Below are 26183 nucleotides of genomic sequence, written 5' to 3'. Positions count from 1 at the left end.
AGATCCTGCCCTTTAAATTCAATATCTGTCCACACCCAGTCATTCTGGTGGAATACTTTAATTTGTGCAGTCGTATCAGATGTTCTGTTAAACATATTCCCTCGATAAAAAACAGGAAACTCTTTATGTTCCTCCTGCAGGCGCGGAGGCTGTTTTTTAAACTTCTTTCCTTCAGAAAGAGCGTATTTCTGCTCTTTTTGCCAGTTTTGATAGTTAGATCGGAAGCTCTTCACTTTGCCAAAAGCAGAAGCAATCGCACTTCTGCGAAAGTAAGACGGAAACTTGTAAAAACGTTCGTTAAACTCTTTATATTTTGGAAGAGGGTTTGATTTGGTTGCGTGAATCAGTTTCTCTACTGCAGGCACAATTGATTTTGTTGTCAGACCGTCAGTATGATCAAACTCTTTGTCGATAACCCGGATGATGAAGGACAGGGCGTCATTGTATATATCCAACGTACTGTTAAAGATTTTAGTCTGGTTTGTAATCTTGTGCAGCAGCGACTTCGCAACTTTCATGACCAAACCCTCCTTTCCATTTTGTAGTCCTTATAATAGGTTGATCGTATCAAAATGGAAATCAATTGTAAAACGAAAAGAGAATCAATATGAATGATGATAAGGAGGAAGCGGCAATCGGTGTAATAAAAAGATAGAAAAACAAGAAGAATAAAGACCTTAGCGCCTAACCCCCACTAAATCGGAGATTTTGAAGGGGAATGCGGCGCTAATTTTTGTTCAAGCGAGCATCTTTTCGAGTAGTGATGGGCAAGACCTTTCACATGTTATTAAAAAATCCTGCTAAAAAAGCAGGATTCAGTGTGTATACAAAGTTTTTTTCTTTTAAAAAGGAGCCGATAGGTGAAGCCTGCCGGACTTCGAGTTCCACGGGCAGTGCGGGAGCTTCCTCGGCTTGCACCTGCGGGATCTCCCGACTCACTGTACTTCCCGCAGGAGTCTATGTCCGGCAGGCTTCACCAGGCGTTGTGGAAGATCAATAAGCAAAGGGGAGTTGCCATTTTCTCTTTTTCAAAAGAAACATACAACCAAATTAGCTCCGTCCAATTTTGTCGCAAGCCACTTGGCGGTGTCCGGGCAGCATAGACTCCTATGGGACTAGCAGGCAGCTGAGACCGGTGGAACCGTCAGGCGCAGTCGGGCTCGGCGTCTGCCCCATGGAAAGCGGAGCTGCCCGGACGCCGCCGATCCAGTCTGTTCATGTGCGCGGTTCACAGTAATAGTTTGAGTCTGAATCCTGCTAAAAAAGCAGGATTTTTTTGTTTAAGACGCTTCACGAATGAGCTTTCTTCTTGTAATAAGCAATTTTAATACTGGTCCATTTACCAGTACGGTCCCCGTGATAATCGTAATTGATCCAATAACAGACATAGAAGATAGTTTTTCTTCGTAGAAAAGGAAACCAGCCATAACAGCAATTAATGGTGAAACATACAGCCAGGTGGACGGAAAAATCGGATTGGTTTTTGTGACAAGATAATAATATAGGGTATGGCCGATCATAGAACCGACAACAGTCAGGTACAGCAGTGAAAGCAGAAACGCAGGACTGCTAAAAGAGGAAAGCTGCCCGTTTTCCGTAAATAGTGAAAGTAAAAACAGCAATAAGCCGCCATGTATCATTTGTACAGCATTAGAAGCAACCGGAGACGCGGGGGCTGTTTTCTTTGTCCGTCTCGCATAAAGCGTGCCCCCGGCGTAAAATATCTGTCCTAGTATAATGGCTAAGCAGCCGGCCAGCCAGTGAACATTCATTGATAAAGAAAGGTTTGGCAAAATAAGTGTAATGACGCCGGTAATCCCTGCCAGGCAGCCGACGACCGCAGACGGCTGCATTTTTTGTTTGGAGACGAATGCCTGCATGACTAAAATCATAATAGGGGCTGTTGCAGATAAAACAGCTGCCGTTCCGGAAGTGACGTACTGCTCAGCCCAGTATAGAGTGGCAAATGTGCCAAATGTAAGTCCAATGCCTGTGAAAAACAAGTCACGGCTGAACAGCAGCACAAACGGTACTTTTTCTTTTATACGCATTAGAAAAAATAAAATAATACCTGCAGCAAAAAAACGAAGTCCGGCTGAAAAAAATGGGGATGCTCCACCATCCATGCCCATTTTTATTGCCAAAAATGTTGTTCCAAAAATAAGGCACATCCACACGTAGAAAAAAAGAATCATGTTTAAAACCTCCTTGTTCTCATCATAAATCTACGCAAGCAGAACAGTTTAAAAGGAACAGAACAGAAGGGAAAGACTCATGATACACTACATATAGAAGGAGGCGAGGAGAATGGGCAAAGCTAGGAGAAAAAATGAGAACGGATTTCTTTTTGAACAGGTATACGATTTTATTCTTCACCGAATCGAACGAGGAGAGTGGCAGGGGAACGAGAAGCTTCCTTCGATCCGTCAGCTGTCACTAGAAATGAAAGTACACCGTTTAACCGTTTTTAAAGCCTTTCAACTTTTAAAAGAACAAAATAAAGTATATGTAGTAGATAAAAAAGGATATTACGTTCAAATAGGAAATGCTAGTAAAGAAGCCGAAAGTCCTCCGATTGTAACCGCATATCCGAAAGAAAATCAGCTCGCTGCTGTTCACGCTGCTCCTGTTATGTATCAATTCTCGCAGGCGCTTATCGACCCGAATTTACTGCCTAATCACTATTTATCCGATTATGTGAAAAAGGTGTTTGATCTTTATCCGAAAGTGCTGGCTACCTACGCTACTGTAGAAGGAGATCCCGAATTGCGCGAATCGCTGGCGCATTATTTTATGAATATACATAAAACATACGTGACACCAGAAAATATTTTGATAACGACAGGATCCCAGCAGGCAATTCATTTGATTGCCCAGGCTTTCGTGAAACCGAGAGATACAGTGCTGATTGAACGTCCTGCCTACAGTGCTGCCATTGATACATTTAAAAATCAAGGAGCTAATATTGTGGCTATAGATATAACGGAAAAAGGATATGACCTTGATCGGATCGAGGATTACATGAAGACTTATAAGCCAAGACTTTTTTATTTGAACCCGACGTTTCATAACCCGACCGGCTATGTAGTGCCGGTTTTTCAGCGGAAAAGACTGGTAGAGCTTGCCGAACAGCACAACTGCCTGCTTGTAGAAGATGATGCCTATCCGGATATTTATTTTGAAAAGCAGGCAGTACAGCCTGTCTATACATTTGATACAACAGGATCTGTTATTTATGTAAGAAGCTTCTGTAAGTATGTATCGCCAGGCCTGCGGGTTGCGGCTGTACTTTGCCCCCCGGCTTTAAGGCCTGCATTGATTACTGTTAAATCACTTGCAGACAATGGGTCTCCGCTGCTGAACCAAAAGATCTTTTTGCATTTTTTTCATTCAGAACGAATGCAGCAGCATTTTAGCAAGCTGCGGATCGCCCTCCAGATTCGAAAAGAGATCATGGAAGAAGAATTGTCTGAGACCGGCTGGCAATGGGAAAGTCCTAAAGGGGGATTGAATTTGTGGGTAAAGCTCAATGATGATGTAAGTGGCAGCGACCTTTTAAAAAAAGCCATTGAGCAGTCCGTTTCTTTCGTGCCCGGCGTTTACTTTGACCCTTATGGCCAGGATCATTCAAGAGTCCGATTAACTTATTCTTACATGAATGAGGTGAAAATCAAGGAAGGCATCAGGAAGCTGGTTCATATAAGTCAATCGTTAAACGGAAAATATTGAAAAAGGATGTTGTGAAAATCGTTTGTAAGGACATACTATTCCCAATTCACATCTCGTAAAGGAGTCGTGTTTATGGGAAGACAAGACAAACGAAAAAAAAAGCGAAACAAAAAACGATTTTTACTAGGTTTCTTTTTGTTCGTACTGTTAATTGGGATAGGGATGGCATTTACCCTCTATCAATCCCTTCAAAATACATTGAGTGGGGAAGAACTGCATTCAAACAAGCGAGTGAAGGACGTGTCATTGCAGAAGAAAGAAACGTTTACAGTTCTTTTGCTTGGCGTGGATGAACGGGAAGGGGACGTGGGTCGTTCCGATACAATGCTGTTTGTGTCCGTGAACGGGGAAGATAATACAGCGAAAATGCTAAGCATTCCCAGGGATACACGTGTAGAGATTGCGGGAAAAGGGACAGAAGATAAAATTAATCATGCCTATGCATTTGGCGGTGTGAAAATGGCAGTGGCAACAGTGGAAAACTTTCTTGATATGCCAGTAGATTATTATGTAGAGATGAACATGGAAGGTATGAAAGAAATTGTAGATGCTGTTGGCGGTGTGGAGGTGCAAAATGATTCCGCTTTTTCCTACGAGGGTGATCATTTTGCTGAAGGGCGCATTACCTTAAGCGGATCTGAAGCATTAAACTATATACGGATGCGCAAGGAAGATCCGAATGGCGACTTCGGCAGACAGGCCCGGCAGCGCCAAGTGATGGAAGGCATTTTAAATAAAGGGAGCGACCCGGCAATCATTTTAAAATTTACAGATGTAATGCAGGCGGTCGGGGACAATATACAAACGAATTTGTCAATCAAAGAAATGCTCGCTATTCAAAAAAATTATGCATCGGCACGTGATCATATTGAAACCATCACAATTGACGGTACTGGTACAAAAATTGGCGGCATTTACTATTATATAGTGGATGATAACGAAATAGCACGCGTATCGAATGAATTTAAAGAACATTCCAATTTGTAGTAAAGAATCAGGTTAAATGATCTGGTTCTTTTTTCGATTAAAAAGGGTGCTGCTAAATAATCCAATGGCATCCCTAGTTATTGGTCATCAAATTGTATTTTAAATAGGTTGAAAGGGGAGCATATGGTGAACCAAACATGATTTTAACAATTAAACAAGTTGTTTAAACATAATTAACTATGTGTAAAATTCACTAATATACATAAAAACAAGTAATATAGAAAAAACTTTGTCAGTAAGAAAACGAGAAAATCAAAGCTGGAGCAATTATCCTTATTCCATCTATAAAGCTAAAAAAGCCCTGGAGCTTTTAAGCTTCAAGGCTAGGCTAACAGCAGTATCAAGTACGTTCATAAGGGAAACGATTTAACGCCTTGATACAGGTTATTTTCCATATTTAAAGAAAAATATACAAAATCCAGACAGAAGTATTTCTAGTTGTACCATAGCAGCAAGGATATGTCAGGGTTCTATCTACGAGCAAAATAAAAAAGCACAAATGTGCTTAAGAAGACAATTTATCTTTCCATTTAAATGTATGATCATCTTTTTGGAAAGGTTTATAAGATGATTTCGAAAATAAGTTTAGTTTTTTTAACATAGTGCTCAGTAAATATAATAAGCTAACTTCTAAAACTACTAATATTATAAAAATAAAAAGTTCTATTGATAACATGATGAAGTGACCCCCAGGGATAATAAGGATAGTAAAAAGACTACATATTAATTACCCAATTTAAACAAAGTGAAAACATCCTGCGGGTGGATAGCGAGATCATAAGAGTCAGAAACAGTCAAAAAAGCATAATAAAGCGCTTGGGTACAATCATTTAACTTTTTTAATCGGTATTAGGAGGATGGTTTTATAAAGAATTATATTGAAGAGTCGAAAACAGTATAGGCTTTTAATATAAATGGCACTTATTAAGCTTTATATAAAATAAGTTTGTTAACAAGTTATTGAAAATCAGCAGCCGAGCTTAACGCAGGGCTATACCTTAGTGAAAGAAAAAAAGGCCCATTTGAGGGCTCTTTTGTTTAAAACATTCAGTTTCTTTTGCGTATTGCTCCAGAATATTAGGAGAGAATACAGTAAACTGCAAAACAGTAAGTAAATCAACATGTCAGGAAATCTTACTGCGTGCGTATTCCTCGTTTTTTCTTTGAAATTTTACAAACTGCCTTCTAGGGTAGATAGTACACGTCATGATAAGGCGCTTCCTCTAGTTTCAACTGCTTTAAACGTCCCTCCTGTATAAGCTCATTCAGTCCCTGCTTAATTTCCTCCGGGGAAGCATCAAGTAAATCCGCTATTTTCACTGTAGAAAGAATCATCTGCTTCGGCTTTTTAGTGGATGAAACAATCATAGAACGTACGCGTTGCATCAATACTTCTTTATCCATTTCAATTCCTTCTTTCTTAAATGAGTCAATCACATTCATAATTTCTCCTAAAAACGTGCACAATATTGCTTGTAAAGATTAGGAGGTTTTTCCAATGGGATTTCAACCACCGAAAAAAATTGCCCAGATTGCGGCTGAAACAGGTAAAACAAAAGCAGAGCTTCCGCTCCAAAGCATGCTTCCGCTAGGTTTTTTAGGAGGAGCATTTATTGCAATCGGCTACCTTCTTTACATTCGGGTAACCGGTGATTTGCCGGCAGAATGGGGATCATTTGGACAGTTTTTAGGCGCAGCCGTTTTCCCGCTTGGTCTCGTGTTACTCATTGTAGCGGGAGGCGAATTGTTAACCGGCAATATGGTAGCAGTCACAATTGCATGTTTGCACAAAAAAATTACTGCCGGCCAGCTGTTTTCCAACTGGTTTTGGATTACAATCAGTAACTTTGTCGGTGCAGTGTTTGTCGCCTACGTTTTCGGCCATCTCGTTGGACTAACCGAAACGGGCCCTTTTTTGGACAAAACGATCCACACGGCCGCGGCAAAAATAGAAACTGGATTTTGGCAGAGCTTTTTTTCTGCGATTGGCTGTAACTGGCTTGTCGGGCTCGCAGTCTGGCAGTCGTATGGAGCCGAAGACATAAGCGGAAAAATACTGGCCGTCTGGTTTCCGATTATGGGATTTGTAGCGATTGGCTTTCAGCACGTCGTAGCCAATATGTTTATTATTCCGGCTGCCATTTTTGCCGGTCACGCTGACTGGGGAGACTACGTACAAAACTTCGTCCCTGTTTTTCTTGGAAATGCGACTGGCGGCGCTCTGTTTGTTGCTTTAATTTATTGGCTTGCTTATTTAAAAGCTGATCCAACAACGCTCTCTGATAAAAAAGAAACCTACAAAGCCTGATGGATAAGTTCAAAGACATGTAATGGAGGAAAACGAATGAATAAACCGGATTTTTCGATTGAAATCAACGGCAAATCGTACCGGGCAAGACCTGAGCAAACCGTCCTCGAGGTTGTGAGAGAGGAGAATGTGTTTGTGCCTAGTATCTGTTATACGCCTACACTTGGCAGTATCCAGACGTGCGATACATGCTATGTAAGTGTAAATGGCGCTTTAGTTCGATCCTGTGTAACAAAAGCGGAGCCCGGCATGGTCGTCGATACAGAATCCATTCTTGTGCAGGAAGCGCAGTACGAAGGGATGTCACGAATTTTAAAAAATCATGAGCTGTACTGTACGGTATGTGACAACAACAACGGAAACTGCACCGTACATAACACGGTTGAGCATATGGGACTTGCCCATCAAAAATATCCGTTCAAAGCAAAACCGTATGCACCGGATAATTCTCACCCATTTTATCGCTATGAACCGGATCAGTGCATCCTTTGTGGCCGCTGTGTAGAAGCCTGCCAGGATCTGCAGGTAAACGAAACTCTCACCATCGACTGGAGCCGAGAAGTACCCCGTGTCATATGGGACAATGATGTACCGATTGACCAGTCATCATGTGTATCGTGTGGACACTGCGTAAATGTATGTCCGTGCAATGCGCTAATGGAAAAATCGATGCTTGGAGAAGCCGGCTATTTGACAGCCATCCCGCCTAAAATTCTTGGACCTATGATTGATATGACAAAGGAAGTAGAACCGGGCTATAAAGAGATTTTTGCTATCTCCGAAGTAGAAGCAGCGATGAGAAAATCGCGCATTAAAAGGACCAAAACTGTCTGTACTTATTGTGGAGTCGGCTGCAGTTTTGAAGTATGGACAAAAGACCGGGATATTTTAAAAATTGAACCGCTTGAAGAAGCGCCTGTTAATGGAATTTCTACCTGTGTAAAAGGCAAGTGGGGATGGGATTTTGTAAACAGCGAAGAAAGATTGACGAAGCCGCTCATTCGTCAGGGAGATGAATTTGTTGAAGCCACATGGGAAGAAGCGCTTGATGTAATCCAGGAAAAGCTTGGCTTTGTGAAGGAGCAGTACGGGCCTGATTCCATTGGATACATTGCTTCATCTAAATGCTCAAACGAAGAAAATTATTTATTTCAAAAGTTTGCCCGCAGTGTAATGGGAACCAATAATGTCGATAACTGCTCGCGTTACTGCCAGTCGCCTGCAACAGCCGGGCTGCTCCGGACAGTCGGGCGCGGAGGAGATGCAGGGACGATTCATGATATTTCTTCAGCCGAGCTGATTATGGTCATTGGAGCGAATCCTGCCGAATCTCATCCTGTTCTGGCTACACGCATTAAACGGGCTCATAAGCTCCATGGACAGAAATTGTTTGTAGCCGATATACGAAAACACGAGCTCGCACAGCGGGCTGATCTTCTTGTACATCCAAAGCCAAGCACCGATATTATCTGGATTAGTGCGGTGACCAAGTACATTCTGGAGATGGGCTGGGAAGACAAAGAGTTTCTTCAAAACAGAGTAAATGGCCTGGATGAGTACATTAAATCACTAGATAAATTTACACTGGCATATGCGGAAGAAAAAACCGGGTTATCGCAGGAGACAATCATACAGATTGCCACAATGATTCACGAAGCTAAATCTGTTTGCGCCCTGTGGGCAATGGGCATTACTCAGCACAAAGGAGCCACAGATGCCAGCACAGCGATTTCCAATCTCCTTTTAATTACAGGAAATTACGGGCGCACAGGTACAGGAGCTTATCCGCTTCGCGGGCATAATAATGTGCAGGGAGCTTGTGATTTTGGGACAATGCCAGCGTGGTTCCCAGGCTATGAGCCTGTTCAGGATGCGAGTGTGCGTGAGCGGTATGAAAAAGCATGGGGTACGCCGCTTCCAACAGAACCTGGCCATGATAACCATCATATGGTAGAGGCGATGCAGGACGGTCGATTGAAAGCATTGTACTTGTTTGGTGAGGAAATGGCACTCGTCGATGCGAATTCTAATTTTGTACAAAATGCTTTTGAAAAACTAGAGTTTTTTGTTGTACAGGACATTTTCTTCAGCAAAACGGCCCAGTTTGCTGACGTTATCCTGCCGGCAGCGCCAAGCCTTGAAAAAGACGGGACATTTGTGAATACAGAAAGAAGAATTCAACGCTTTTATAAAGTGATGGAGCCGCTTGGAGATTCAAAGCCTGACTGGGAAATTTTTCAGCTGGTGGCCAACCGATTCGGTGCTAACTGGAACTACAAACATCCAAGTGAAATTATGGATGAAGCCGCTTCTCTCGCTCCACTCTTTGCAGGTGTTAACTATGAACGCCTGGAAGGATTCAAGTCTCTTGTATGGCCTGTTGCAGCAGACGGAAGCGATACACCCCTTCTGTATACGGAAAGCTTTGCGTTTCCAGATGGAAAAGCAAGACTCATTCCTGTTGACTGGACACCGCCATTCCAAGCAGGTGCAGACTTTGATTTGCATTTAAACAATGGGCGTATTCTGGAGCATTTCCATGAAGGAAACATGACGCACCGAAGCAAAGGGCTGAACCACAAGGTACCGGATGTATGGCTTGAGGTTTCGCCAGAACTGGCAAAAGAACGGAATCTTGAGGACGGTACGTTAGTCGGCCTGACTTCTCCGTATGGATATGTGGAAGTGAAAGTGATGGTGACCGACCGGGTAAAAGGCAATGAACTGTATTTGCCAATGAATACACGCGAGGATAACGAGGCTGTTAACTATTTGACAAGCAGCTATCATGATTATATTACTCATACACCGGCTTATAAGGAAATGGGTGTGAAAATGCAGGTGCTTGAACAAAAAGGCGAGCCGCCGCTTCCAAAACACAATCACCGGTATGGAAATAGAGTGCCGCAGATTAGCGTAAAAGTGGAAGAAAAGTGGAGTCGAACAGACTTTACACCAATCGATGAGATGATTATTAAGGGGGATGAACATGGCACAGGCTATCCGGAAAATCAGCAAAAGAGTTCCTGACCAGCAGGAAGAACAAGCCCAGGCTACTGAGGAAATTATGCGGGAGCTTACGGAAAACAAAGAAGCTGTTCTCGGCGCCATTCAATTAATGAAAGGCCTTCAGGAGATGGGTATTTATGATGCGCTGCGAGGAATGCTGGAAAATCGAACAGAAGTCGGTGCCATTGCAATCCAGCAGATTAACCAGCCATTTATGCACAATGTCATTAAAAACGGCATGAATGGTGCTAAATTCCTTGGATCGCTTTCTCCAGAACAGACTGAGAAGATGATGAAAGGAGTCGGCCTCGGACTTCAAAAAATGGCTGAGGCAGGCCAGCAGGAAGAACCCCAAAGCTTATGGAAGATGCGGAAAAAACTAAAAAGCCCGGAAATAAAAGCGTCAATCGCGGCCATGGCCGCTTTTATGGAAGGGCTGGGTACAGCTTTTGTCCAGCCTTCCCAACAGGAACAGGACAAGAAAGGATGAAATAAATGCAGTCAGGTACGATCATGGTAAAAGATATGCACAGCATGAGAGATGCAGATACGGTTTTAGATGCCCTTCTTTCGGTTTGGGGGATCGACCAGGCAGAAATCAATTTGGAAAAAAACGAAGCCGTCTTTACGTACGATGAACGAATGGCTTCTTCCCATGATTTTCAGCAGGCGATTATTGATTCTGGTTTCACGATTTATTCGGATGATGAGAATAAGCTAAATGTGAAGGAGGAAAATGAATCGCATGAAAATATGTGAAATCTGCGGCGCGGTTGAAGAGCCGAATCAAGAAGCAGATGCAGAAACTAATCCTTCTAGAATACTGCATATTTGTGAACAGTGCAGAGAGGAAAGAAAAACGGTGTTCGAATAAGAACACCGTTTTTCTTTGGAAAGACAATTTTAATGTTAAAAACCAGCTTGCACAAATCTTACCGTTGCTTAAATTCCTCGAAAACCAGAAAGCAAAACGAGTAAGCATGTTTTTTAGTCCAATTTACGTGGAACATTGTTTCAGCTAGAAAGGGGAGTATTTTGTTTTTAATGCAGCTAAGACAGGGAATAGGAAAGGGAAAGAAATGAATCGATTATAGGAAGAGGTCTGAACGATGAAGCCAATCAAAGATCATGTAAAAGAACATCTTGATATTCTTTTTGTCGGTTTCAATCCCAGTGTCCGCTCCGGGGAAACAGGGCATCATTTTGCGAATCCGAATAACCGTTTTTGGAAAATCCTTTTTGAAGCGGGATTGACATCGAGAAAGTTTACAGCAGTTGAAGACAATCAATTGTTAGAATTAGGGTACGGCTTAACAAATATTGTGGCAAGGCCAACGAAAACGGCCGATGAAATTACAAAAGAAGAGTATCAAAAGGGCAGGCTTCTGTTAAAGAAAAAGATAGAACGATATCGTCCCAAAATCGTCTGTTTTGTCGGCAAAGGGGTTTATCAGGAATACAGTGGCAGGAAACAGATTCCGTGGGGCTCCCAACCTGCCTCTGTTATTCCAGGCACGCTGGACTTTGTGGCGCCTTCCTCCAGTGGGCTGGTAAGGATGAAAATGGAGGAAATCGTCAGCATTTACAAGCAGCTCTTGCCGCTTGTTTCCTCCCTGGAAAAAGAAGAGAGCCGAACACAATAACCAACTAACCGATAGAGCTTCCTTCACACAGATGCTGTTCAAGCCTCCGCTTGATCAAAACTTGAATATGATGTTTGCATTTAAAGTTCACACAAGTAGCTGTGCTTTTGGCGTACAGCTGGTTATCTGGGTGAGTTCCATAAAGCAGAAAACTTCACTTCTCTTCACCCAGATGAATACCCCTGCCTTTTCTCCAAAATAAGCTTGTCTGATAAAATAAATAGTCATGTTTAAGATAATCTCCCACCTTCAATTGATGAATAAATGGTCAGATCTAAAAAGTTTCGGGGATACGTGGCTCAATAATTGATATATATCAGCTCGTCTTCTAGCTTTATTCTCATTTCTGCTATATTCCCACATGATCAATTCCATTTCTCTTTCACAAGGATCTTATCATTTTCTCAGAATTAACGTTGCTGGACGTTTCCCTTTCTATTAGCTAGTATAGTAAAAATAGACAAAAGTGCAGCAAGGAGATAATCGTACATGGTAAAGCTGGTTTCATGGAACGTGAATGGTATAAGAGCTTGTGTGAAAAAGGGATTTTTGGATTATTTTAATGAGGTAAGCGCTGATATATTTTGCCTCCAGGAAACAAAGCTACAGGAAGGGCAAATCGATCTCGTCCTGGAAGGCTATCATCAATACTGGAATTATGCAGAGAAAAAAGGATATTCCGGCACAGCCGTTTTCACTAAAATACCGCCTCTTTCGGTAAAGTACGGGATTGGTGCAAATACACAAGAATTAGAAGGCAGGGTCATTACCCTCGAGTTTGATAAGTTTTATCTGGTGAATGTTTACACACCTAATTCTAAGAGGGATCTTTCCCGCCTTGATTATCGTTTGCTCTGGGAAGAAGAAGTGCGCCATTATTTAATGGAGCTGGATCGCGTAAAACCGGTCATTTATTGCGGAGATTTGAATGTCGCGCACCGAGAGATTGACTTAAAGAATGCCAGATCTAACAGAGGGAACTCTGGCTTCACGGAAGAGGAGCGGGGGAAGATGACAGTACTGCTAGAATCGGGCTTTATCGACAGCTTCAGGTATTTTCATCCTGACAGGGAAGGCGCTTATACATGGTGGTCTTATATGAGTAAGGTAAGAGAAAGAAACATCGGCTGGAGGATCGATTATTTCATTGTTTCCGAGCGAATGGCCGGATCCTTGTTGAAAGCAGAAATCCATGCCGATATTATGGGCAGCGATCATTGTCCGGTGGTACTAGAAATGAAACTTTGATATGGGAGTATGTATCATTCATAAATCTAGACGGCCAGGACGGCTGCGCGCCAACTAGGCAATTAAGAGGAGTCAGCCGTGTGAAGTAGAGTCTATTGTCCAGAGTTGAAAAGGGATAGAGAAAAAATACAAGTTTGCGCCATTGCGCCAGAGTGATAAGAAATAATAGCTCTCGCGGAACAAGTCCATACAGCAATGAAAAGTTTGTACGTTTTATTTAGTTAGCGGCTTTAAGGTAATAATCATTTTGGCTTATAAAGCAGAGACGCTCATATGCAAATAAAGGCGGGCATCGTTTTTCTTTGGGATAAAAGGTGATTTGTTTGAAAAGCCTACACCAATGCAGGTTTTTTTTTATACTATATGTTGGGGGTGAAAAAATGCCAAGAGTAAGTTACCGAAGTTCGGACGTTGACTTAATGGCAAGGATGATGAGAGCAGAAGCCGAAGCCGAAGGAAAGCAGGGTATGTTATATGTTGGAAATGTTATTGTTAACCGCCTTAAAGCAAACTGTTTAGACTTTAAAAATTTAAGAACGGTTCCCCATGTTATTTATCAAATACAAGGAAATAATTATGCTTTTGAAGCTGTTCAAAAAGGCACTTTATTTTATCAAAAGCCAAGAGAAGCCGAAAGAAGATTGGCTAGACAGGCTTTGGATTACTGGAGACAACACCCAGGTAAGTATTCCCTTTGGTATTTTAATCCATATGCTCCATGCCCTCCAACGTGGTACGGACAGCCTTTTGCTGGTCAATATAAAAATCACTGTTTTTATGAACCCAGACCTGGAACTTGTGATCCCGTTTATACCTGAAGATAAGCTTACTCCTTGAGTAAGCTTTTAATCTTTCCAGCACAACACCAGGATCGAGTATCTGGTCTGGTGCAGATGCATTGGAGGCCTATTGTCAATTACATAGGCTACATAAGGAGCGGAAAACTTAAGTTTATTTCTTTACTATTTTGTAGGAAAGATTAAGTAGAACGAATCAATGTATTGTTGTACCCTTTTTGACATTCAAGATGATGTTTTTTATATTGATAGCAGGCATTTTCTAATAACAGGGGGTACGTTCTTCATGAAAAGCAAACCAGATTCACGCGAGAAAATTCTTCAAACGGCTTCACGTCTTTTTCAGCTTCAAGGATACCATGCAACAGGCTTAAACCAGATTTTAAAAGAAAGCGGAGCGCCGAAAGGATCTCTTTATTATTATTTTCCAAATGGAAAAGAAGAATTGGCGGTTGAAGCGGTTCGTTATACAAGCCATTATATTGGCGGAATCATACAAGAAAATATGGAGAAAACACCCGATCCAGTAAAAGCAGTCCAGTTATTTATTGCCCAAACGGCCAGCCAATTTGATCAGCCTGAAAGTATTCAGGGCGTGCCAGTTGGATTGCTTGCAGCAGAAACTGCTTTGATCAGTGAGCCTTTGCGGACAGCTTGTGTTGAAGCGTTTACAAAATGGGAAGCTCTTTTTGCTCAAAAATTCATACAAAGCGGAATGAACAAAGAGGAAGCAAGCAAATTAGGCATTCTCATTAGCTCAATGGTTGGGGGAAGCGTGATGCGGTCATTGACAGAAAAAGATAAAACGCCACTTTTACTGCTGTCTGATATCATACCACGCTTAATTCAAATAAAAGGATAGCACTTTCGCATCCTTCATGCTATTTTATATAGAACGGTCTACTGTCTAAAGCAACGTCTAAGATCTACAAGCTTTTTTTCTCAAGAAAAACTACCTTTAGCCCTGGGAGTGTCAACTTTATTAGTAAAGCTTTAGAAATTAACCATGCAGTGATTCAGCTAAATCCGTTTCTTCATAATCAGGAAAGCATTAACTACAGCAATATTTATGTGGTTTTAGCACTTTTAAAACAAAACAAGCGAAACGCTAAAAATGCGTTTCGCTTGTTTGAATGAACAGGCTTATGGACTAATCTGTTTTTTGGCCGCTGGCTCCATAAGTTTTTTGCCTTCTGCCTTAATAAAAAGTGAAGCAAGAAAGGCAATGATCATAACAGCACTTAATACATTCAGCGCCAGTACGTATTGTTCTGTTTTGGAGAAGCCCATCACGAGACCCGGACCCGCACTTGCACCGAGGAAAAGAATAAAGGCATTAAATGAAACGGCACTTCCCCGGGCGTTTCCAGCCAGCTGGCTTACTAGAGAGATAACAACTGGTGTTACAAGGGCAATACCGGCTACAAAAACAATGCTTGCAAGAACAAGTATTGAAAGGGCTGGACTGAAGCCAATGACTAAAAGCCCGATCGCTGCCAGAGCCAGGCCGCTTCTTAAGACAGCTCCCCGCCCAATTTTTTGGGCTAATTGACCGGCAAATGGAGAAAAAAGCATACCGATAATACCAGCTCCCCGGACAGCTAAAATCTCACCTGATGTAAGATCAAAACGTGGTGAGCTTAAATAACTGCCCAGCACGCTATACATTCCAACCAATGAAAGCAGCAAAACAAACGTAATAGAAAAAGCGAACAGAAGCTGTGAGTTTTTTAGCAGAACAGCCATATTTCCAAATTTTTGAAGGATACTTTCTTCCGTTCTCGATGTTTGTTCTTTAGGAAGGAAAAAAAGAACAGCCAATGCAGTAACAAAGTATAAGGCACCAAGAATAAAAAAGATGGCATGCCATCCAAACGCTTCTCCAACCATACCACTAAATACCTGACCGATAATGCTGGCCATCAGAAGGCCGGAACTAATAAAGCCAATAGCTGTTAAGCGTTTATGAGGAGGAAATATTTCTCCTGCATAAACAAGAGCAATGGGTGCAAAGGCAGCTGCAACTAGTCCCTGCAGTCCCCGCAAAATTAAAAGTATAGGAAAGCTTTCGACAAAGCCAATTCCTATCGTGATAACTGTTAGCAGGGAAATACTTACAGATAAAAAAATCTTTCGTCCGTATTTATCCGAGAAAGGGCCATACAGCAGGCAGCCCAGTGCGTAGCAAAGAGAAAAAGAACTTCCAATCCAGGCTGTCTGAGCAGAGGTGATACCCAGGGAATCCATAAATAACGTGGTTAAAGGGAGGGTAATATACATGCTGCTTAAAAGTACCAGTCCACACCAAAATAATAAGATCGTGATAAAAGAATCATTTTTCTGACGAGAAAAAGCGGGTAATAATGAACGCAAAAATAAAAAATCTCCTTTCAATCTCATATAATGAAACGATACGTATCGTTTCGTTTTTTCATAGACTATCATAAACCATTAGGGCTTTGCTCGGCAAGAGGAAGTGAAGCAGCTCTTTGAGAGGAATGAACACTGGCATCATCGTGCAAACTCCTGCTAAAATAAAGCTTGAATTGGAAATAAAAAATACAAAAGTAGAAGCAGGGACACAGGCTTTTTTAAAGGATAGGTGTTTTATGAAGCCCAATGAAAGTAAAAGTAGACCGGCCGGACGGCCTCGAAGTGAAGAAGCAAGAAAAGCGATTATCCGTACAGTAATCGAGATGGTTGAACAAAAAGGATTTTCGGCTCTTTCGATTGAACGGGTAGCTGAGGAAGCGAATGTCAGTAAAGCAACAATTTACCGCTGGTGGAAAAGTAAAGAGTCGCTGCTTATGAGTGCTTTTCTAGAAATGACAGAATCAAAATTCGATTATATCCCCTCATTAAAGCTGGAGAAAAACCTTGAAAACCAATTGGAGGAGTTGTCTAAAATCTTAAAAAGCCCTTTGGGGAAAGCGCTTATTTCTGTTGTGATTGAGAACCAGGAAATTTCAGATCAATTTTCATCCCTGTTTTTATATCCCAGAAGAAATACAACGAAGAGCATTTTAAAGCAAGGAGTTGAAAACGGTCAGATTTGTAAAACAAGCAATATAGATGCTGCACTGGATATGCTGTTCGGTGCCATATATTTAAAAGCGGCCATATATAAGCAGGAAATTAACCGGCCATATATAATATCCTTAGTAGAGGGGCTATTAAAAGGGGTGGAAGCAAAAGGTAAATAAAGAAAGAATCAGAAAAAGATTCGTGTTGGAACAAAAAAAGTAAACAAGTTCCTGTCTAACTTAACGCCAGGACAGGAACCCAATGCAAGGCGGCTTAAGCCGAGCAGGAAAGCAGAGTTGCTTCTCTGATCATTAAACAGCACTTTCTGTTTTATTTGCGATCAAAAATTCTCTAATTTCTTCAACAGACAGGTCGAGGCTTTTAGCAATTTTCATTAATTCCACCCACTCAGCGTCCAATACTTCTTTTACAGCCTGTTGATCCAGCATTGAAATCCTCCTGTTACGAAGCAGCTCAGCCATCATAGCCTTTGAGAAAAACCTTAGATCTGTAGCTTTGCGCCCCAGCTTTTCAGCTAGTTTACCTTTTGTTCTTTTTTTTTATTTCTTCCTTTCACATTATAACAAAAGGAAAAAAAAGATTTTGTCGAAACGTGGACAGCCCGAAATTTTAAAAAACATATATATTTCTTTGATCAAAGAAACTATATAAGTTGAATTAAGCTTTTTGTATTCGCCGTTTAATATGATGGGAGGATTCCTTTTAAAAAGCAGCATAATGGGCTGCGGGGCTGGCGGCTGCTCTTCAGAAGAGAAGCGGCCATGAAAAGACGTAGTTTAATTAGAGTAGAAAAACAAGCCTGGTTGATACCTGCTGTTTTTCCTCTCTGCAAAGGCGGCTGCTTCATTGCTTGGACTAAACGCTATTCTCATACGCTTTTCTTTAAAGCAGTATGTAAAATCATTTATTCAATTTATATAGAACGAAAAACGAGCAATCAAAGCAGGTAGGCTTTTGATTGCTCGCTTTTCTGTTTTGTTAGGCAAAACTGCGTACATTGATGTAACCTGTTTTCTTCGCAGTTAATTCTGAGCCCCTGTTTCTATATTAAAATAAGTTTTGAGTGCTTCTTGAAATGTATCTTCTGTTATCGGCTTTTTTATTTCAATTCCCTTTACCCATTCTGTAAGAGAAGAACCTGTTAAAGTGATGCTTCCTTGGCTTGTCAGGCGGGTCACTAAAGGCTTTTTATTGAAAGCAGAAGCAGGATGGTGTTTGGTCGTTTCCTGCATAGAATTCAAATCGGATACATTTGTAATTTGATGTTTCGTGTCAAAGGCATAGCCCGTTTTCCAGTGCTCATGTTTATATTTCAGCTTCACCTCAAAAATATAGTTACCATATGGACTGTTTTCTTGCTTTACTTTAAATTCCCCGTTATCGGAAAAAACCGTTTCACCTGTTAATGGAACGGGCATTAGAGGAAGATTTCCGCCGAAGCCTGTATCTAATAAATACTCCTTACCTTGATGAAAAAGAAGGATAGCTGCGTGTGTCCGTTCGGTCCTGCTCCAATCCTGCTCTGGTTCACTATAAACTACACCGCAAATCAAAACCACTTTAAAGCCATTTTGTAGCAGGAAAAGATAAAGAATGGCATTTAGCTCATAGCAAAGGCCGCCTTCTTTTTGTTGAATGATTTTTTGAGTGAGATTTTGATCGCTTATCTCTTTTGTTCGGCCTGACAGGATGGAAAGATTTTCAAAAGGAAGGGCTTGGGCGGTTCGGTACAGAATGTCCGGCAGCTTCGCAAATGTAATAGGTTCATGTTCAGGAAAGCCAATTCTTCTGCGAAAAGCAAGATTTACATTTACCATTTATCTTCCTCCTTTTTTAGAAATGATCACTATCATTTAGCGTTTTTAAATAATATTATGAAGCATTTGTGCCTGTTCATCCAGTTTTGCGGCTGATTCAGCTACACCCTTAAATGTACCGAGCGTTGCATGGATTTGCTCCTGGCTTTGAACAGCATATTTCTGTACGCGCAGTGTGCCGGAGCTGATCCGGTCAATTTCCACGCCGATGCCATCAACATGGGTGCGTACGTCGCCTATCGAGTTTTCAACACGATTTGAGAGCTTCCTTACTTCTTTCGCTACAACATCAAAAGCACGGCCATGCACGCCTGCACGTGCAGCTTCAATCGCTGCATTGACAGCAAGAAGGTTTGTCTGAGCGGAAATTTCACGGATTGTTTGAATGATTTCATAAATGTCTCTGGATTTCTTTTGGAGAGACTCTAATATCTCATTGTTTTCTAGTGACTCCTTGGTGATACTGCTGACACTTTGTAAGAGGTTTTCATTTTCTGTTAATCCCGTATGAGCCTGATCCTTTAAGTTTATTGCCATTTGCTGAAGGCTCGATGTTACAGAAGCTGTTTGAATTTGCCGTTCGGTAATATCAGTTGCTACTTTCACAACTTCAATGACTTCTTTGTTTTGCGCGTCAAAAATAGGTATATAAGTTGCCTCAAGATGAAGAACCTTTCCGTTAGCATCTTTTCTGATGATTTTATCTTGAAAGCTGCTGCCCGAAAAAAGGTTTTCCCAAAAAGCATTGTATTCTGGACTTGCTGAAAAATCAGAAAAACAAAAGTCACGATGGTGCATGCCGATCATTTCATCTGGTGTATATCCCATTGAGCGGGCAAAATTGTCATTTACATCGGATACACGTGCGTTCCGATTAAACTTAATAATGGCTAAGTTTTTCTCTAAAGCATTTAAAAGTAATTCTGGATTTGCATAAACCTTTGACGGATTGTTTACTATGTTCATGTTTTCTCTCCTTATAGTAACCTGCAAACTTTCTTCATTAGCTCTCCTTATAACTATTATTCTGCAAAAATAGTATTTATATACTACTATCGCACGTGCTTAATAGCAATTTATAACTCTCTTCACCAGAATATTCAACTTAGTTTAATAAAAAAGCAACTTGCTATAATGATTCGGATTGACTTTTTGCGGGTAAAATGAACTATTTAGTTTTTGGCATTATTTTAAAATAGGGTTCGTAGTCTCTAGATTTATAAAATAATGCCGCAGCGAGAGGATTAATTTTGAGAAAGCGGGGTATACAAAAAAGCGTGATACTTTTCAGGAAACTATATTCACATATACAAAGCTTAATCAAATAGATAAAAAATATACAGAGAATGAAAGAAGGAGAATGAACATCATGAAAAAACAACCATGTATCGCTATGATTCTTGCGGGAGGAAAAGGAAGTCGTTTAAAAGAATTAACGGAAACCCTGGCTAAGCCGGCTGTACCGTTTGGTGGTAAATATCGAATTATTGATTTTCCGCTTTCAAACTGTGCTAATTCAGGTATTCACACTGTAGGAGTTTTAACACAGTATCAGCCATTGGCTTTAAACTCATATATTGGAATTGGAAGTGCATGGGATTTAGATCGTCGCGATGGCGGTGTCACTGTTCTTCCACCTTATGCAGAGTCTTCAAAAGTAAATTGGTACTCCGGTACGGCAAGCGCTATTTATCAAAACTTTCATTACATTAAACAGCACAACCCAGAACATGTACTTATTCTTTCAGGGGACCATATTTACAAAATGGATTACGAAGCGATGCTTGATTACCATGTAGAGCAGAAAGCAGACGCAACGATTTCTGTTATTGAGGTTCCATGGGAAGAAGCGAGCCGTTTTGGTATTATGAATACAGATGAATCTTACAATGTAACTCGCTTTGATGAAAAGCCTGAATATCCCGAAAGCAACCTTGCTTCCATGGGAATTTACATTTTTAAATGGTCTGTTTTAAAAGAGTATTTAGAACGTGACGAACAAAATCCAGACTCATCCAACGATTTCGGAAAAGACGTTATCCCAGCGATGCTTGCTGATCAGCTCAAATTATCTGCTTATCCGTTTAAAGGATACTGGAAAGATGTAGGGACGGTAAAAAGCCTGTGGGAAGCAAACATGGACTTACTTGATCATGGTGAGGACTTAAATTTAAATGACCCGGCATGGCGTATTTATTCAATTAACGCCAACCAGCCACCACAAGTATTGGGGCGAAATGCAACTGTGAAACACTCTTTATTGAATGAAGGCAGTATAATTGATGGGCAGCTAGAGCATTCAGTTGTTTCCCAAGGCGTACAAATTGAAAAAGATGCTTTTGTAAAAGACTGCGTTATTATGCCTAATGCACGAATTGGCCGTGGTTCATATATCGAACGAGCTATTATAATGGAAGACATCGAAATTCCGGAAAATACCGTAATTTACAATGATTCCGACGAGGTTTTGCTTATTACGGAAGCTTATCTGGCTGCATATAGTCAGGAAGTCGTAAAAGCATAATTTCTCTAAAGACCCTTAAAGCAATGCATCAATTAGCTTTAAGGGTTTTTTTGATGGGAAAAAAGGTTACCTTTGCAGAAAGATACATAGAGGAATATGCTAAAGTGGATGGGCTTTAACACAAAGTTAAAGATATAACAATATAATAATTTTTAAACTATTTTAAGTAGTTTAATTTATAAGAATAGATAGTATACAAGGGTTGTAGGTGTTTTTCTTAGGAATACAATTGTGTTTTTTGCTGAATTTTATTATTATAAGATAAGTAATTTAGGTGCGATAAATAACGAGCTTTTCTGTATGCACAATGCTTGTAGGTGAAAAGTAAGAAACACTTTGCCTCTTTCACTCTTTTCCTGATGATTAGAAGAAGATAGGTAAAATTTCAAGCGTTACACTATTTATCGTGTTAAAGGGGGAGAAAAGAAAGTGGCAAATAAAGAATTGAACAGAGGCCTTGAGGCCCGTCATATTCAAATGATTGCATTAGGCGGCACAATCGGTGTTGGGCTGTTTATGGGGTCTGCCAGTACGATTCAGTGGACGGGTCCTTCTGTGATGCTTGCTTATGCAATCACTGGTGTTTTTATATTTTTTATTATGCGTGCAATGGGGGAAATGCTGTATTTAGAGCCAAGCACAGGGTCATTTGCGACCTTCGGCCATAAATATATTCATCCATTAGCAGGTTATATGACTGGCTGGAGCAACTGGTTCCAGTGGGTCATCGTAGGAATGTCAGAAATTATCGCGGTCGGAGCTTACATGCAATATTGGTTTCCAGATCTGCCAGCCTGGGTGCCTGGGATTGTTGCAATGGCCATTCTGGGTGCTGCAAATTTAGTTTCAGTTAAATCTTTTGGTGAGTTCGAATTTTGGTTCGCTCTTATCAAAATTGTCACAATTATATTAATGATCATTGCAGGATTTGGTTTGATTTTCTTTGGACTTGGCAATGGAGGAGATGGCATAGGGATCTCGAACCTTTGGAGTAATGGTGGCTTTTTTGCAGGCGGCTGGACAGGATTTTTCTTTGCCCTGTCTCTTGTTATTGGCGCATACCAGGGAGTTGAACTGATCGGCATTACAGCTGGAGAAGCAAAAGACCCGCAAAATACGTTAACAAAAGCGATTCAAAGCATTATTTGGCGTATTTTAATTTTTTATATAGGGGCTATTTTTATAATTGTGACTGTTTATCCGTGGGATCAACTTAGCTCAATCGGCAGCCCGTTCGTAGCTACATTTGCAAAAGTAGGTATTACAGCGGCTGCAGGTATTATTAACTTCGTTGTGATTACTGCTGCAATGTCAGGATGTAATAGTGGGATTTACAGCGCCGGCCGTATGCTTTATACACTGGCGATGAACGGACAGGCACCAACTTTCTTTGCCAAGCTTTCTCGTAACGGAGTTCCGATATTCAGTACACTTGGAGTTATGATTGGCTTGGGCATTGGAGTGATATTGAGTTATATTGCACCCGAAAACTTGTTTGTTTATGTATACAGTGCCAGTGTCCTTCCTGGAATGGTGCCATGGTTTGTCATTTTAATTAGCCAGATTCAATTTCGGAAAAGAAACCGGACCCAAATGGCGGATCATCCATTTAAAATGCCTTTTGCTCCGGTAACCAATTACTTGACCATTGCCTTTCTGCTTATGGTATTGGTAGGGATGTGGTTTAATGACGATACGCGTATATCATTAGTAGTAGGAATTGTGTTTCTTGCGCTTGTTGTGGTTAGTTTTTATGCTTTTGGTATCGGTAAACGTAAACCAATTGAGAATTAAACAAAAGAAAAGTAAATGAACCGATGATTTATTGTCGGCTGAGATTAAAGAGACGGCATCCATTAAATAAAGAAAAAACGCATATTCGATTCGAATATGCGTTTTTTTATAGGTGAGCAGCCATCTGAAAAGCTGCCTGCTGTTTTTTTTGAAAAAAAGAAGGGGAGCACAAAAGATTGTTCAAGAAATACTGACAGAGTACTTGTATAAGCTGCTCACTGAATTCTTTCTAAGAAGACCCGTTGAAGCTCACTGCTAGTTAACGGTTTACTAAAAAAGTAGCCTTGCCCAATATCACAGCCATTTTGAGTCAGCACCTGATGCTGCTCTTCATTCTCAATTCCTTCAGCTACAACGACCAAATTAAGGTCATGTGCCAATGTTACAATAGAATTAATGAATGAGATATTGTTCAGGTTTGTCAGCTCTTGAATAAAGGCTTTATCTAATTTCAACTCATCTACCGGCAGTTTTACTAGATAAGATAAAGAAGAAAAACCAGTGCCAAAATCATCGATGGCAATTTTAATCCCCATTTCTCTTACTTTTGTGATGGTTTGGATGGCTTGTTCTTGATCTTTCATCATGATACTTTCAGTGATTTCCAATATGAAAATTGCAGGGTCCAAACCTGTTTCGTTGATAACGGTTTGTATATCTTCTATTAAAGAGCCTTGTTCAAAGTGTTTGGCAGAAATATTGATCGAGACAGGGACAAGAGCATAACTGGACTGTTTCCAATTTTTAATTTGTAAACTCACTTCCTGTAACACCCATTTTGTTAAGGGAACGATTAAGTTATGCTGCTCTGCAAGATGAACAAAATGATTGGGCGGTATCAAGCCTTTCTGAGGATGATCCCACCGTATTAATGCTTCAATAGAAGTCATCTTTTTAGTGGAAAGGTGATATTTTGGCTGATAAACTATATAAAATTCGTTTCGTTCGAGAGCTTTTTTAAGATCTCTAATCATTATCTCCTCTGATTCGATCAGATATGTCGGGCTATAAATTTGATAATTATTTCTTCCTGCTTGTTTTGCTTTATATAGCGCTTGGTCTGCACATTTCATAAGTTGTGCAACATCATTTCCGCATTGTGGGAATTCTGCAATGCCTATCGAAGTTGTAATAGTAAATTCATGTTCGTCTATTTTCCAAGGCTCTTGGAGAGAGTGTAAAATACGATTAGCGATATTGATAATATCTTCCTGTGAATAAATATGGGGCATCAAGACAATAAACTCGTCTCCGCCAATCCGTGCCAATGTATCAACGCTTCTTATACAACTGCTTATTCTTTGGGTGAATTGAATAAGCAGTTCATCTCCGATAGCATGCCCCAATGTGTCATTTACCCATTTAAACCGGTCAAAATCTAATGTCATTAAAGCAAAGGACTCATGATTGCTTGTCGCAGCCGCAATAGTTTCTTCGAGCTCTTCAATTAATAAGCGGCGGTTTCCTGCCCCGGTTAGTGAATCATGATAGGCCATAAATTTGAGCTGGCCTTCCAATTCTTTTCGTTTTGTGATATCTCTGGAAACAACAACAGCCGATAGGACCTTTCCATTGTATTTAACGGGCTGAATACTGGATTCGATCCATATAGTTGTATCTCCTATACAATAAAGGCGCAGAACAATAGAACGAAACTGACCATCGGTAAGCGATTTCATAAGTGTCTCTACTGCTAATTCTTTATCATCAGGATGAACGAAAGCAGTCCCGTCCGTGTTAATGACTTCACTCGCTTTTATTTTTGCTATACGTTCAAACGAAGGAGTTAAGTAAGTAATATGCCCTTTAGTATTATAAACAGCAATTAAATCCGTCATATGTTCTACAATAACTCTATATTTTTGTTCACTTTCTGCAAGAGCTTTTTTTGCTTTTTTCCGCTCTGTTATATCACGACATATAATAATAATGCCTTTTCGTTCACCTGAGGGATAAAAAAGGGGTGTTTTTATCACTTCAAATAAATGTTCCTGCTGGTTGATAAGAATAATCTCTTCCACTTTTATTTGTTCGCCCGTTTGCCATGCCAGCAAGTCAGAAGCGAGGTAATCAGGTAGATATTTATACAAGCCAGGATAATATTCAGCCAAATCTTCATCCTTTTTTCCTTTGTATGTATCTTCCTCAACTCCAAATACTTCAAGAGCTTTTTTATTGGCTTTTATCCAACGGCGCTCTGCATCCTTAAAAATAATAAGGTCGGGCATAATATCCAGTGCTGCAATAAAATCATCATCAAGCTTGTTTTTATCTTCGTTATTTGAAACCACAGATGTGACCCCCACTTTTGACGAATTGTTTTCGGTGAGAAGATTCTTCCTTGATAGAAGGAAGGAATGACTATATATAAAACGCTTTAAGGAAGCCTTCACCACTAAATTAAGCTGTTCCAAGTAATGCCAGATAAGAAAATAGTGGAATAATGATTTAGACGGTTATTTTCCAATTTAGAAGGTAGTAGTTATTAAAATAAAACAAAAAACCCGCCAAAAAAGAAGGGCGGGTTTAAGTTGAAAAGGATATGATCCATTAAATTCCTTTATTCCATAAGACCAATCTTTTCGGCAACCCGGCGATCATAGCTTTACATGCGTTAGACCCGTAGCTTTGCGTCCTTACCTTTCGATAAGTTTGCTAGTATCGTAGAATGTATCTGTCACAAATCAATAAATAAAAATATAGTGTGTATGCCTAGATTGTATTTAGTTTTCAATAATTAAGCAAGCTGTTTTGATCAATTTTCTTTGAGAGTCTTTGTTTTTTATCATCCGGTGCCTGAGAATCTCAAAGCGGTACTCCTATATAGAGGTAAGGAAGCAGGTAACAGCGCTCACTAATCAATAGTATGTGTTTTTTGAGCATATTTATTAGTATTAACCTCGTCATAAAATACGGGAAAATAAAAGTACTATTGCGTAAAGGGATGAGAAGTGATATATTATGAGTCCGCCGTTAAATCGGCCAAGAAAAATGTTTAAGAGTTAATTTCTTTTTTAACTTATTTTCAATATGTTTGAGCACTTGATAAACAATTATTAGTAAAAGAGTTGAGGTTTTGAAAAAATACATTAAAAAGACCTCCGCTTCTATTAAGCTGTTTTGAAAAAATATTTAAAAGTATTGACTATTGATTAAGAAAGTGATATTATTTATTAGCTGTCATGAATAACAGTGTTGAACATTGAACATTGAAAACTGAACAAAATCAATAAAAACGTCAACGTTTTAATTTTTTTCTTCCATTAAAACACCCCGTGTTTT

At 40.3% G+C, this 26183-nt stretch carries 22 protein-coding genes, 1 pseudogene and 2 riboswitches; of the genes and pseudogenes, 15 read left to right on the top strand and 8 right to left on the bottom strand.

The window, feature by feature from the left end:
- Window positions 1–518: pseudogene (locus VP97_RS21735) on the bottom strand (RNA-guided endonuclease TnpB family protein); the annotation flags it as partial.
- 342 nt (window positions 519–860) lie between these two features.
- Between VP97_RS21735 and VP97_RS24115 the strand changes: the two are divergent.
- On the top strand, window positions 861–1103 hold the full coding sequence (locus tag VP97_RS24115; protein ID WP_156153591.1) for a hypothetical protein: 243 nt from the start codon (window positions 861–863) through the stop codon (window positions 1101–1103).
- A 177-nt stretch (window positions 1104–1280) separates the two neighbouring features.
- On the opposite strand, the gene VP97_RS21730 is transcribed toward VP97_RS24115, so the two are convergent.
- Window positions 1281–2195, bottom strand: a complete 915-nt coding sequence (locus tag VP97_RS21730; RefSeq protein ID WP_050184252.1) for a DMT family transporter — start codon at window positions 2193–2195, stop codon at window positions 1281–1283.
- Window positions 2196–2307: 112 nt separating this feature from the next.
- Between VP97_RS21730 and VP97_RS21725 the strand changes: the two genes are divergently transcribed.
- Together VP97_RS21725 and VP97_RS21720 are read left to right on the top strand one after the other, a co-directional pair.
- Window positions 2308–3729: an aminotransferase-like domain-containing protein gene (locus tag VP97_RS21725; RefSeq protein ID WP_050184251.1), complete on the top strand. Its 1422-nt coding sequence runs from the start codon at window positions 2308–2310 to the stop codon at window positions 3727–3729.
- A 72-nt stretch (window positions 3730–3801) separates the two neighbouring features.
- Window positions 3802–4716 (top strand): LCP family glycopolymer transferase, encoded by a 915-nt coding sequence (locus VP97_RS21720; RefSeq protein ID WP_050184250.1) that lies wholly within the window; start codon window positions 3802–3804, stop codon window positions 4714–4716.
- Window positions 4717–5901: 1185 nt separating this feature from the next.
- Here the strand turns inward: VP97_RS21720 and VP97_RS21715 are convergent.
- On the bottom strand, window positions 5902–6159 hold the full coding sequence (locus VP97_RS21715) for a hypothetical protein (RefSeq protein ID WP_245629958.1): 258 nt from the start codon (window positions 6157–6159) through the stop codon (window positions 5902–5904).
- 55 nt (window positions 6160–6214) lie between these two features.
- On the opposite strand from VP97_RS21715, the gene VP97_RS21710 reads away from it, so the two are divergent.
- The 9 genes from VP97_RS21710 (at window position 6215) to VP97_RS21670 (ending at window position 14583) form a co-directional block, all read left to right on the top strand.
- Complete coding sequence (locus VP97_RS21710; protein ID WP_050184249.1) at window positions 6215–7024, top strand: formate/nitrite transporter family protein; 810 nt, start codon at window positions 6215–6217, stop codon at window positions 7022–7024.
- Window positions 7025–7060: 36 nt separating this feature from the next.
- Window positions 7061–10054, top strand: a complete 2994-nt coding sequence (fdhF, locus tag VP97_RS21705; protein WP_050184248.1) for a formate dehydrogenase subunit alpha — start codon at window positions 7061–7063, stop codon at window positions 10052–10054.
- Window positions 10014–10523, top strand: coding sequence for a helical membrane plugin domain-containing protein (locus VP97_RS21700; RefSeq protein ID WP_050184247.1), 510 nt, complete (start codon window positions 10014–10016; stop codon window positions 10521–10523). Before fdhF ends, VP97_RS21700 begins: the two co-directional genes overlap by 41 nt.
- Window positions 10524–10528: 5 nt before the next feature.
- Complete coding sequence (locus VP97_RS21695) at window positions 10529–10792, top strand: heavy-metal-associated domain-containing protein (protein ID WP_050184246.1); 264 nt, start codon at window positions 10529–10531, stop codon at window positions 10790–10792.
- Entirely contained in the window at window positions 10779–10907 is a 129-nt protein-coding gene (locus VP97_RS24815) for a hypothetical protein (protein WP_281175131.1), read from the top strand. Before VP97_RS21695 ends, VP97_RS24815 begins: the two co-directional genes overlap by 14 nt.
- Window positions 10908–11142: 235 nt before the next feature.
- Window positions 11143–11676 carry a mismatch-specific DNA-glycosylase gene (locus tag VP97_RS21685; RefSeq protein ID WP_050184244.1) on the top strand — a complete coding sequence of 178 codons (534 nt, stop codon included), beginning with the start codon at window positions 11143–11145 and terminating at the stop codon, window positions 11674–11676.
- Window positions 11677–12165: 489 nt separating this feature from the next.
- Window positions 12166–12924, top strand: coding sequence for an exodeoxyribonuclease III (locus VP97_RS21680; protein ID WP_050184243.1), 759 nt, complete (start codon window positions 12166–12168; stop codon window positions 12922–12924).
- 380 nt (window positions 12925–13304) lie between these two features.
- Entirely contained in the window at window positions 13305–13742 is a 438-nt protein-coding gene (locus VP97_RS23540; protein ID WP_082220498.1) for a cell wall hydrolase, read from the top strand.
- Window positions 13743–14007: 265 nt separating this feature from the next.
- Complete coding sequence (locus VP97_RS21670) at window positions 14008–14583, top strand: TetR/AcrR family transcriptional regulator (protein ID WP_050184241.1); 576 nt, start codon at window positions 14008–14010, stop codon at window positions 14581–14583.
- A 281-nt stretch (window positions 14584–14864) separates the two neighbouring features.
- Here the strand turns inward: VP97_RS21670 and VP97_RS21665 are convergent, their stop codons facing one another.
- Complete coding sequence (locus VP97_RS21665) at window positions 14865–16094, bottom strand: MFS transporter (protein ID WP_172656829.1); 1230 nt, start codon at window positions 16092–16094, stop codon at window positions 14865–14867.
- 236 nt (window positions 16095–16330) lie between these two features.
- Here VP97_RS21665 and VP97_RS21660 point away from each other — a divergent pair, with 236 nt between their 5' ends.
- Window positions 16331–16924 (top strand): TetR/AcrR family transcriptional regulator, encoded by a 594-nt coding sequence (locus VP97_RS21660; protein WP_172656828.1) that lies wholly within the window; start codon window positions 16331–16333, stop codon window positions 16922–16924.
- Between the two features lie 132 nt (window positions 16925–17056).
- On the opposite strand, the gene sinI is transcribed toward VP97_RS21660, so the two are convergent.
- From sinI to VP97_RS21650, 3 genes are all read right to left on the bottom strand, one after another.
- On the bottom strand, window positions 17057–17194 hold the full coding sequence (sinI, locus tag VP97_RS24110) for a DNA-binding anti-repressor SinI (protein WP_156153589.1): 138 nt from the start codon (window positions 17192–17194) through the stop codon (window positions 17057–17059).
- A 16-nt stretch (window positions 17195–17210) separates the two neighbouring features.
- Window positions 17211–17300, bottom strand: a riboswitch (cyclic di-GMP riboswitch).
- Between the two features lie 488 nt (window positions 17301–17788).
- On the bottom strand, window positions 17789–18583 hold the full coding sequence (locus VP97_RS21655; protein WP_050184239.1) for an arylamine N-acetyltransferase family protein: 795 nt from the start codon (window positions 18581–18583) through the stop codon (window positions 17789–17791).
- Between the two features lie 45 nt (window positions 18584–18628).
- Complete coding sequence (locus VP97_RS21650; protein ID WP_050184238.1) at window positions 18629–19549, bottom strand: methyl-accepting chemotaxis protein; 921 nt, start codon at window positions 19547–19549, stop codon at window positions 18629–18631.
- A 403-nt stretch (window positions 19550–19952) separates the two neighbouring features.
- On the opposite strand from VP97_RS21650, the gene VP97_RS21645 reads away from it, so the two are divergent.
- Both VP97_RS21645 and VP97_RS21640 read left to right on the top strand, forming a co-directional pair.
- Complete coding sequence (locus tag VP97_RS21645) at window positions 19953–21107, top strand: glucose-1-phosphate adenylyltransferase (protein ID WP_050184237.1); 1155 nt, start codon at window positions 19953–19955, stop codon at window positions 21105–21107.
- Window positions 21108–21536: 429 nt separating this feature from the next.
- Window positions 21537–22901, top strand: a complete 1365-nt coding sequence (locus VP97_RS21640; protein ID WP_050184236.1) for an amino acid permease — start codon at window positions 21537–21539, stop codon at window positions 22899–22901.
- A gap of 215 nt (window positions 22902–23116) precedes the next feature.
- Here VP97_RS21640 and VP97_RS21635 read toward each other — a convergent pair whose 3' ends face one another.
- Entirely contained in the window at window positions 23117–25192 is a 2076-nt protein-coding gene (locus VP97_RS21635; RefSeq protein WP_050184235.1) for a sensor domain-containing protein, read from the bottom strand.
- Between the two features lie 290 nt (window positions 25193–25482).
- Window positions 25483–25568, bottom strand: a riboswitch (cyclic di-GMP riboswitch).
- Window positions 25569–26183: the final 615 nt, after the last annotated feature.

This window comes from Domibacillus robiginosus (genome assembly GCF_000966195.1).
Classification (GTDB): Bacteria; Bacillota; Bacilli; order Bacillales; family Domibacillaceae; genus Domibacillus; species Domibacillus robiginosus.
The sequence above is the reverse complement of the archived record's forward strand: the minus strand, read 5'-3'. Positions and strand labels throughout refer to the sequence as shown.

Coding starts and splice junctions, on each gene's coding strand:
- VP97_RS21730 (WP_050184252.1), bottom strand. CDS start 2,195: ATGATTCTTTTTTTCTACGTGTGGATGTGCCTTATTTTTGGAACAACA.
- VP97_RS21725 (WP_050184251.1), top strand. CDS start 2,308: ATGGGCAAAGCTAGGAGAAAAAATGAGAACGGATTTCTTTTTGAACAG.
- VP97_RS21720 (WP_050184250.1), top strand. CDS start 3,802: ATGGGAAGACAAGACAAACGAAAAAAAAAGCGAAACAAAAAACGATTT.
- VP97_RS21715 (WP_245629958.1), bottom strand. CDS start 6,159: ATGAATGTGATTGACTCATTTAAGAAAGAAGGAATTGAAATGGATAAA.
- VP97_RS21710 (WP_050184249.1), top strand. CDS start 6,215: ATGGGATTTCAACCACCGAAAAAAATTGCCCAGATTGCGGCTGAAACA.
- fdhF (WP_050184248.1), top strand. CDS start 7,061: ATGAATAAACCGGATTTTTCGATTGAAATCAACGGCAAATCGTACCGG.
- VP97_RS21700 (WP_050184247.1), top strand. CDS start 10,014: ATGGCACAGGCTATCCGGAAAATCAGCAAAAGAGTTCCTGACCAGCAG.
- VP97_RS21695 (WP_050184246.1), top strand. CDS start 10,529: ATGCAGTCAGGTACGATCATGGTAAAAGATATGCACAGCATGAGAGAT.
- VP97_RS24815 (WP_281175131.1), top strand. CDS start 10,779: ATGAAAATATGTGAAATCTGCGGCGCGGTTGAAGAGCCGAATCAAGAA.
- VP97_RS21685 (WP_050184244.1), top strand. CDS start 11,143: ATGAAGCCAATCAAAGATCATGTAAAAGAACATCTTGATATTCTTTTT.
- VP97_RS21680 (WP_050184243.1), top strand. CDS start 12,166: ATGGTAAAGCTGGTTTCATGGAACGTGAATGGTATAAGAGCTTGTGTG.
- VP97_RS23540 (WP_082220498.1), top strand. CDS start 13,305: ATGCCAAGAGTAAGTTACCGAAGTTCGGACGTTGACTTAATGGCAAGG.
- VP97_RS21670 (WP_050184241.1), top strand. CDS start 14,008: ATGAAAAGCAAACCAGATTCACGCGAGAAAATTCTTCAAACGGCTTCA.
- VP97_RS21660 (WP_172656828.1), top strand. CDS start 16,331: ATGAAGCCCAATGAAAGTAAAAGTAGACCGGCCGGACGGCCTCGAAGT.
- sinI (WP_156153589.1), bottom strand. CDS start 17,194: ATGCTGGATCAACAGGCTGTAAAAGAAGTATTGGACGCTGAGTGGGTG.
- VP97_RS21655 (WP_050184239.1), bottom strand. CDS start 18,583: ATGGTAAATGTAAATCTTGCTTTTCGCAGAAGAATTGGCTTTCCTGAA.
- VP97_RS21650 (WP_050184238.1), bottom strand. CDS start 19,549: ATGAACATAGTAAACAATCCGTCAAAGGTTTATGCAAATCCAGAATTA.
- VP97_RS21645 (WP_050184237.1), top strand. CDS start 19,953: ATGAAAAAACAACCATGTATCGCTATGATTCTTGCGGGAGGAAAAGGA.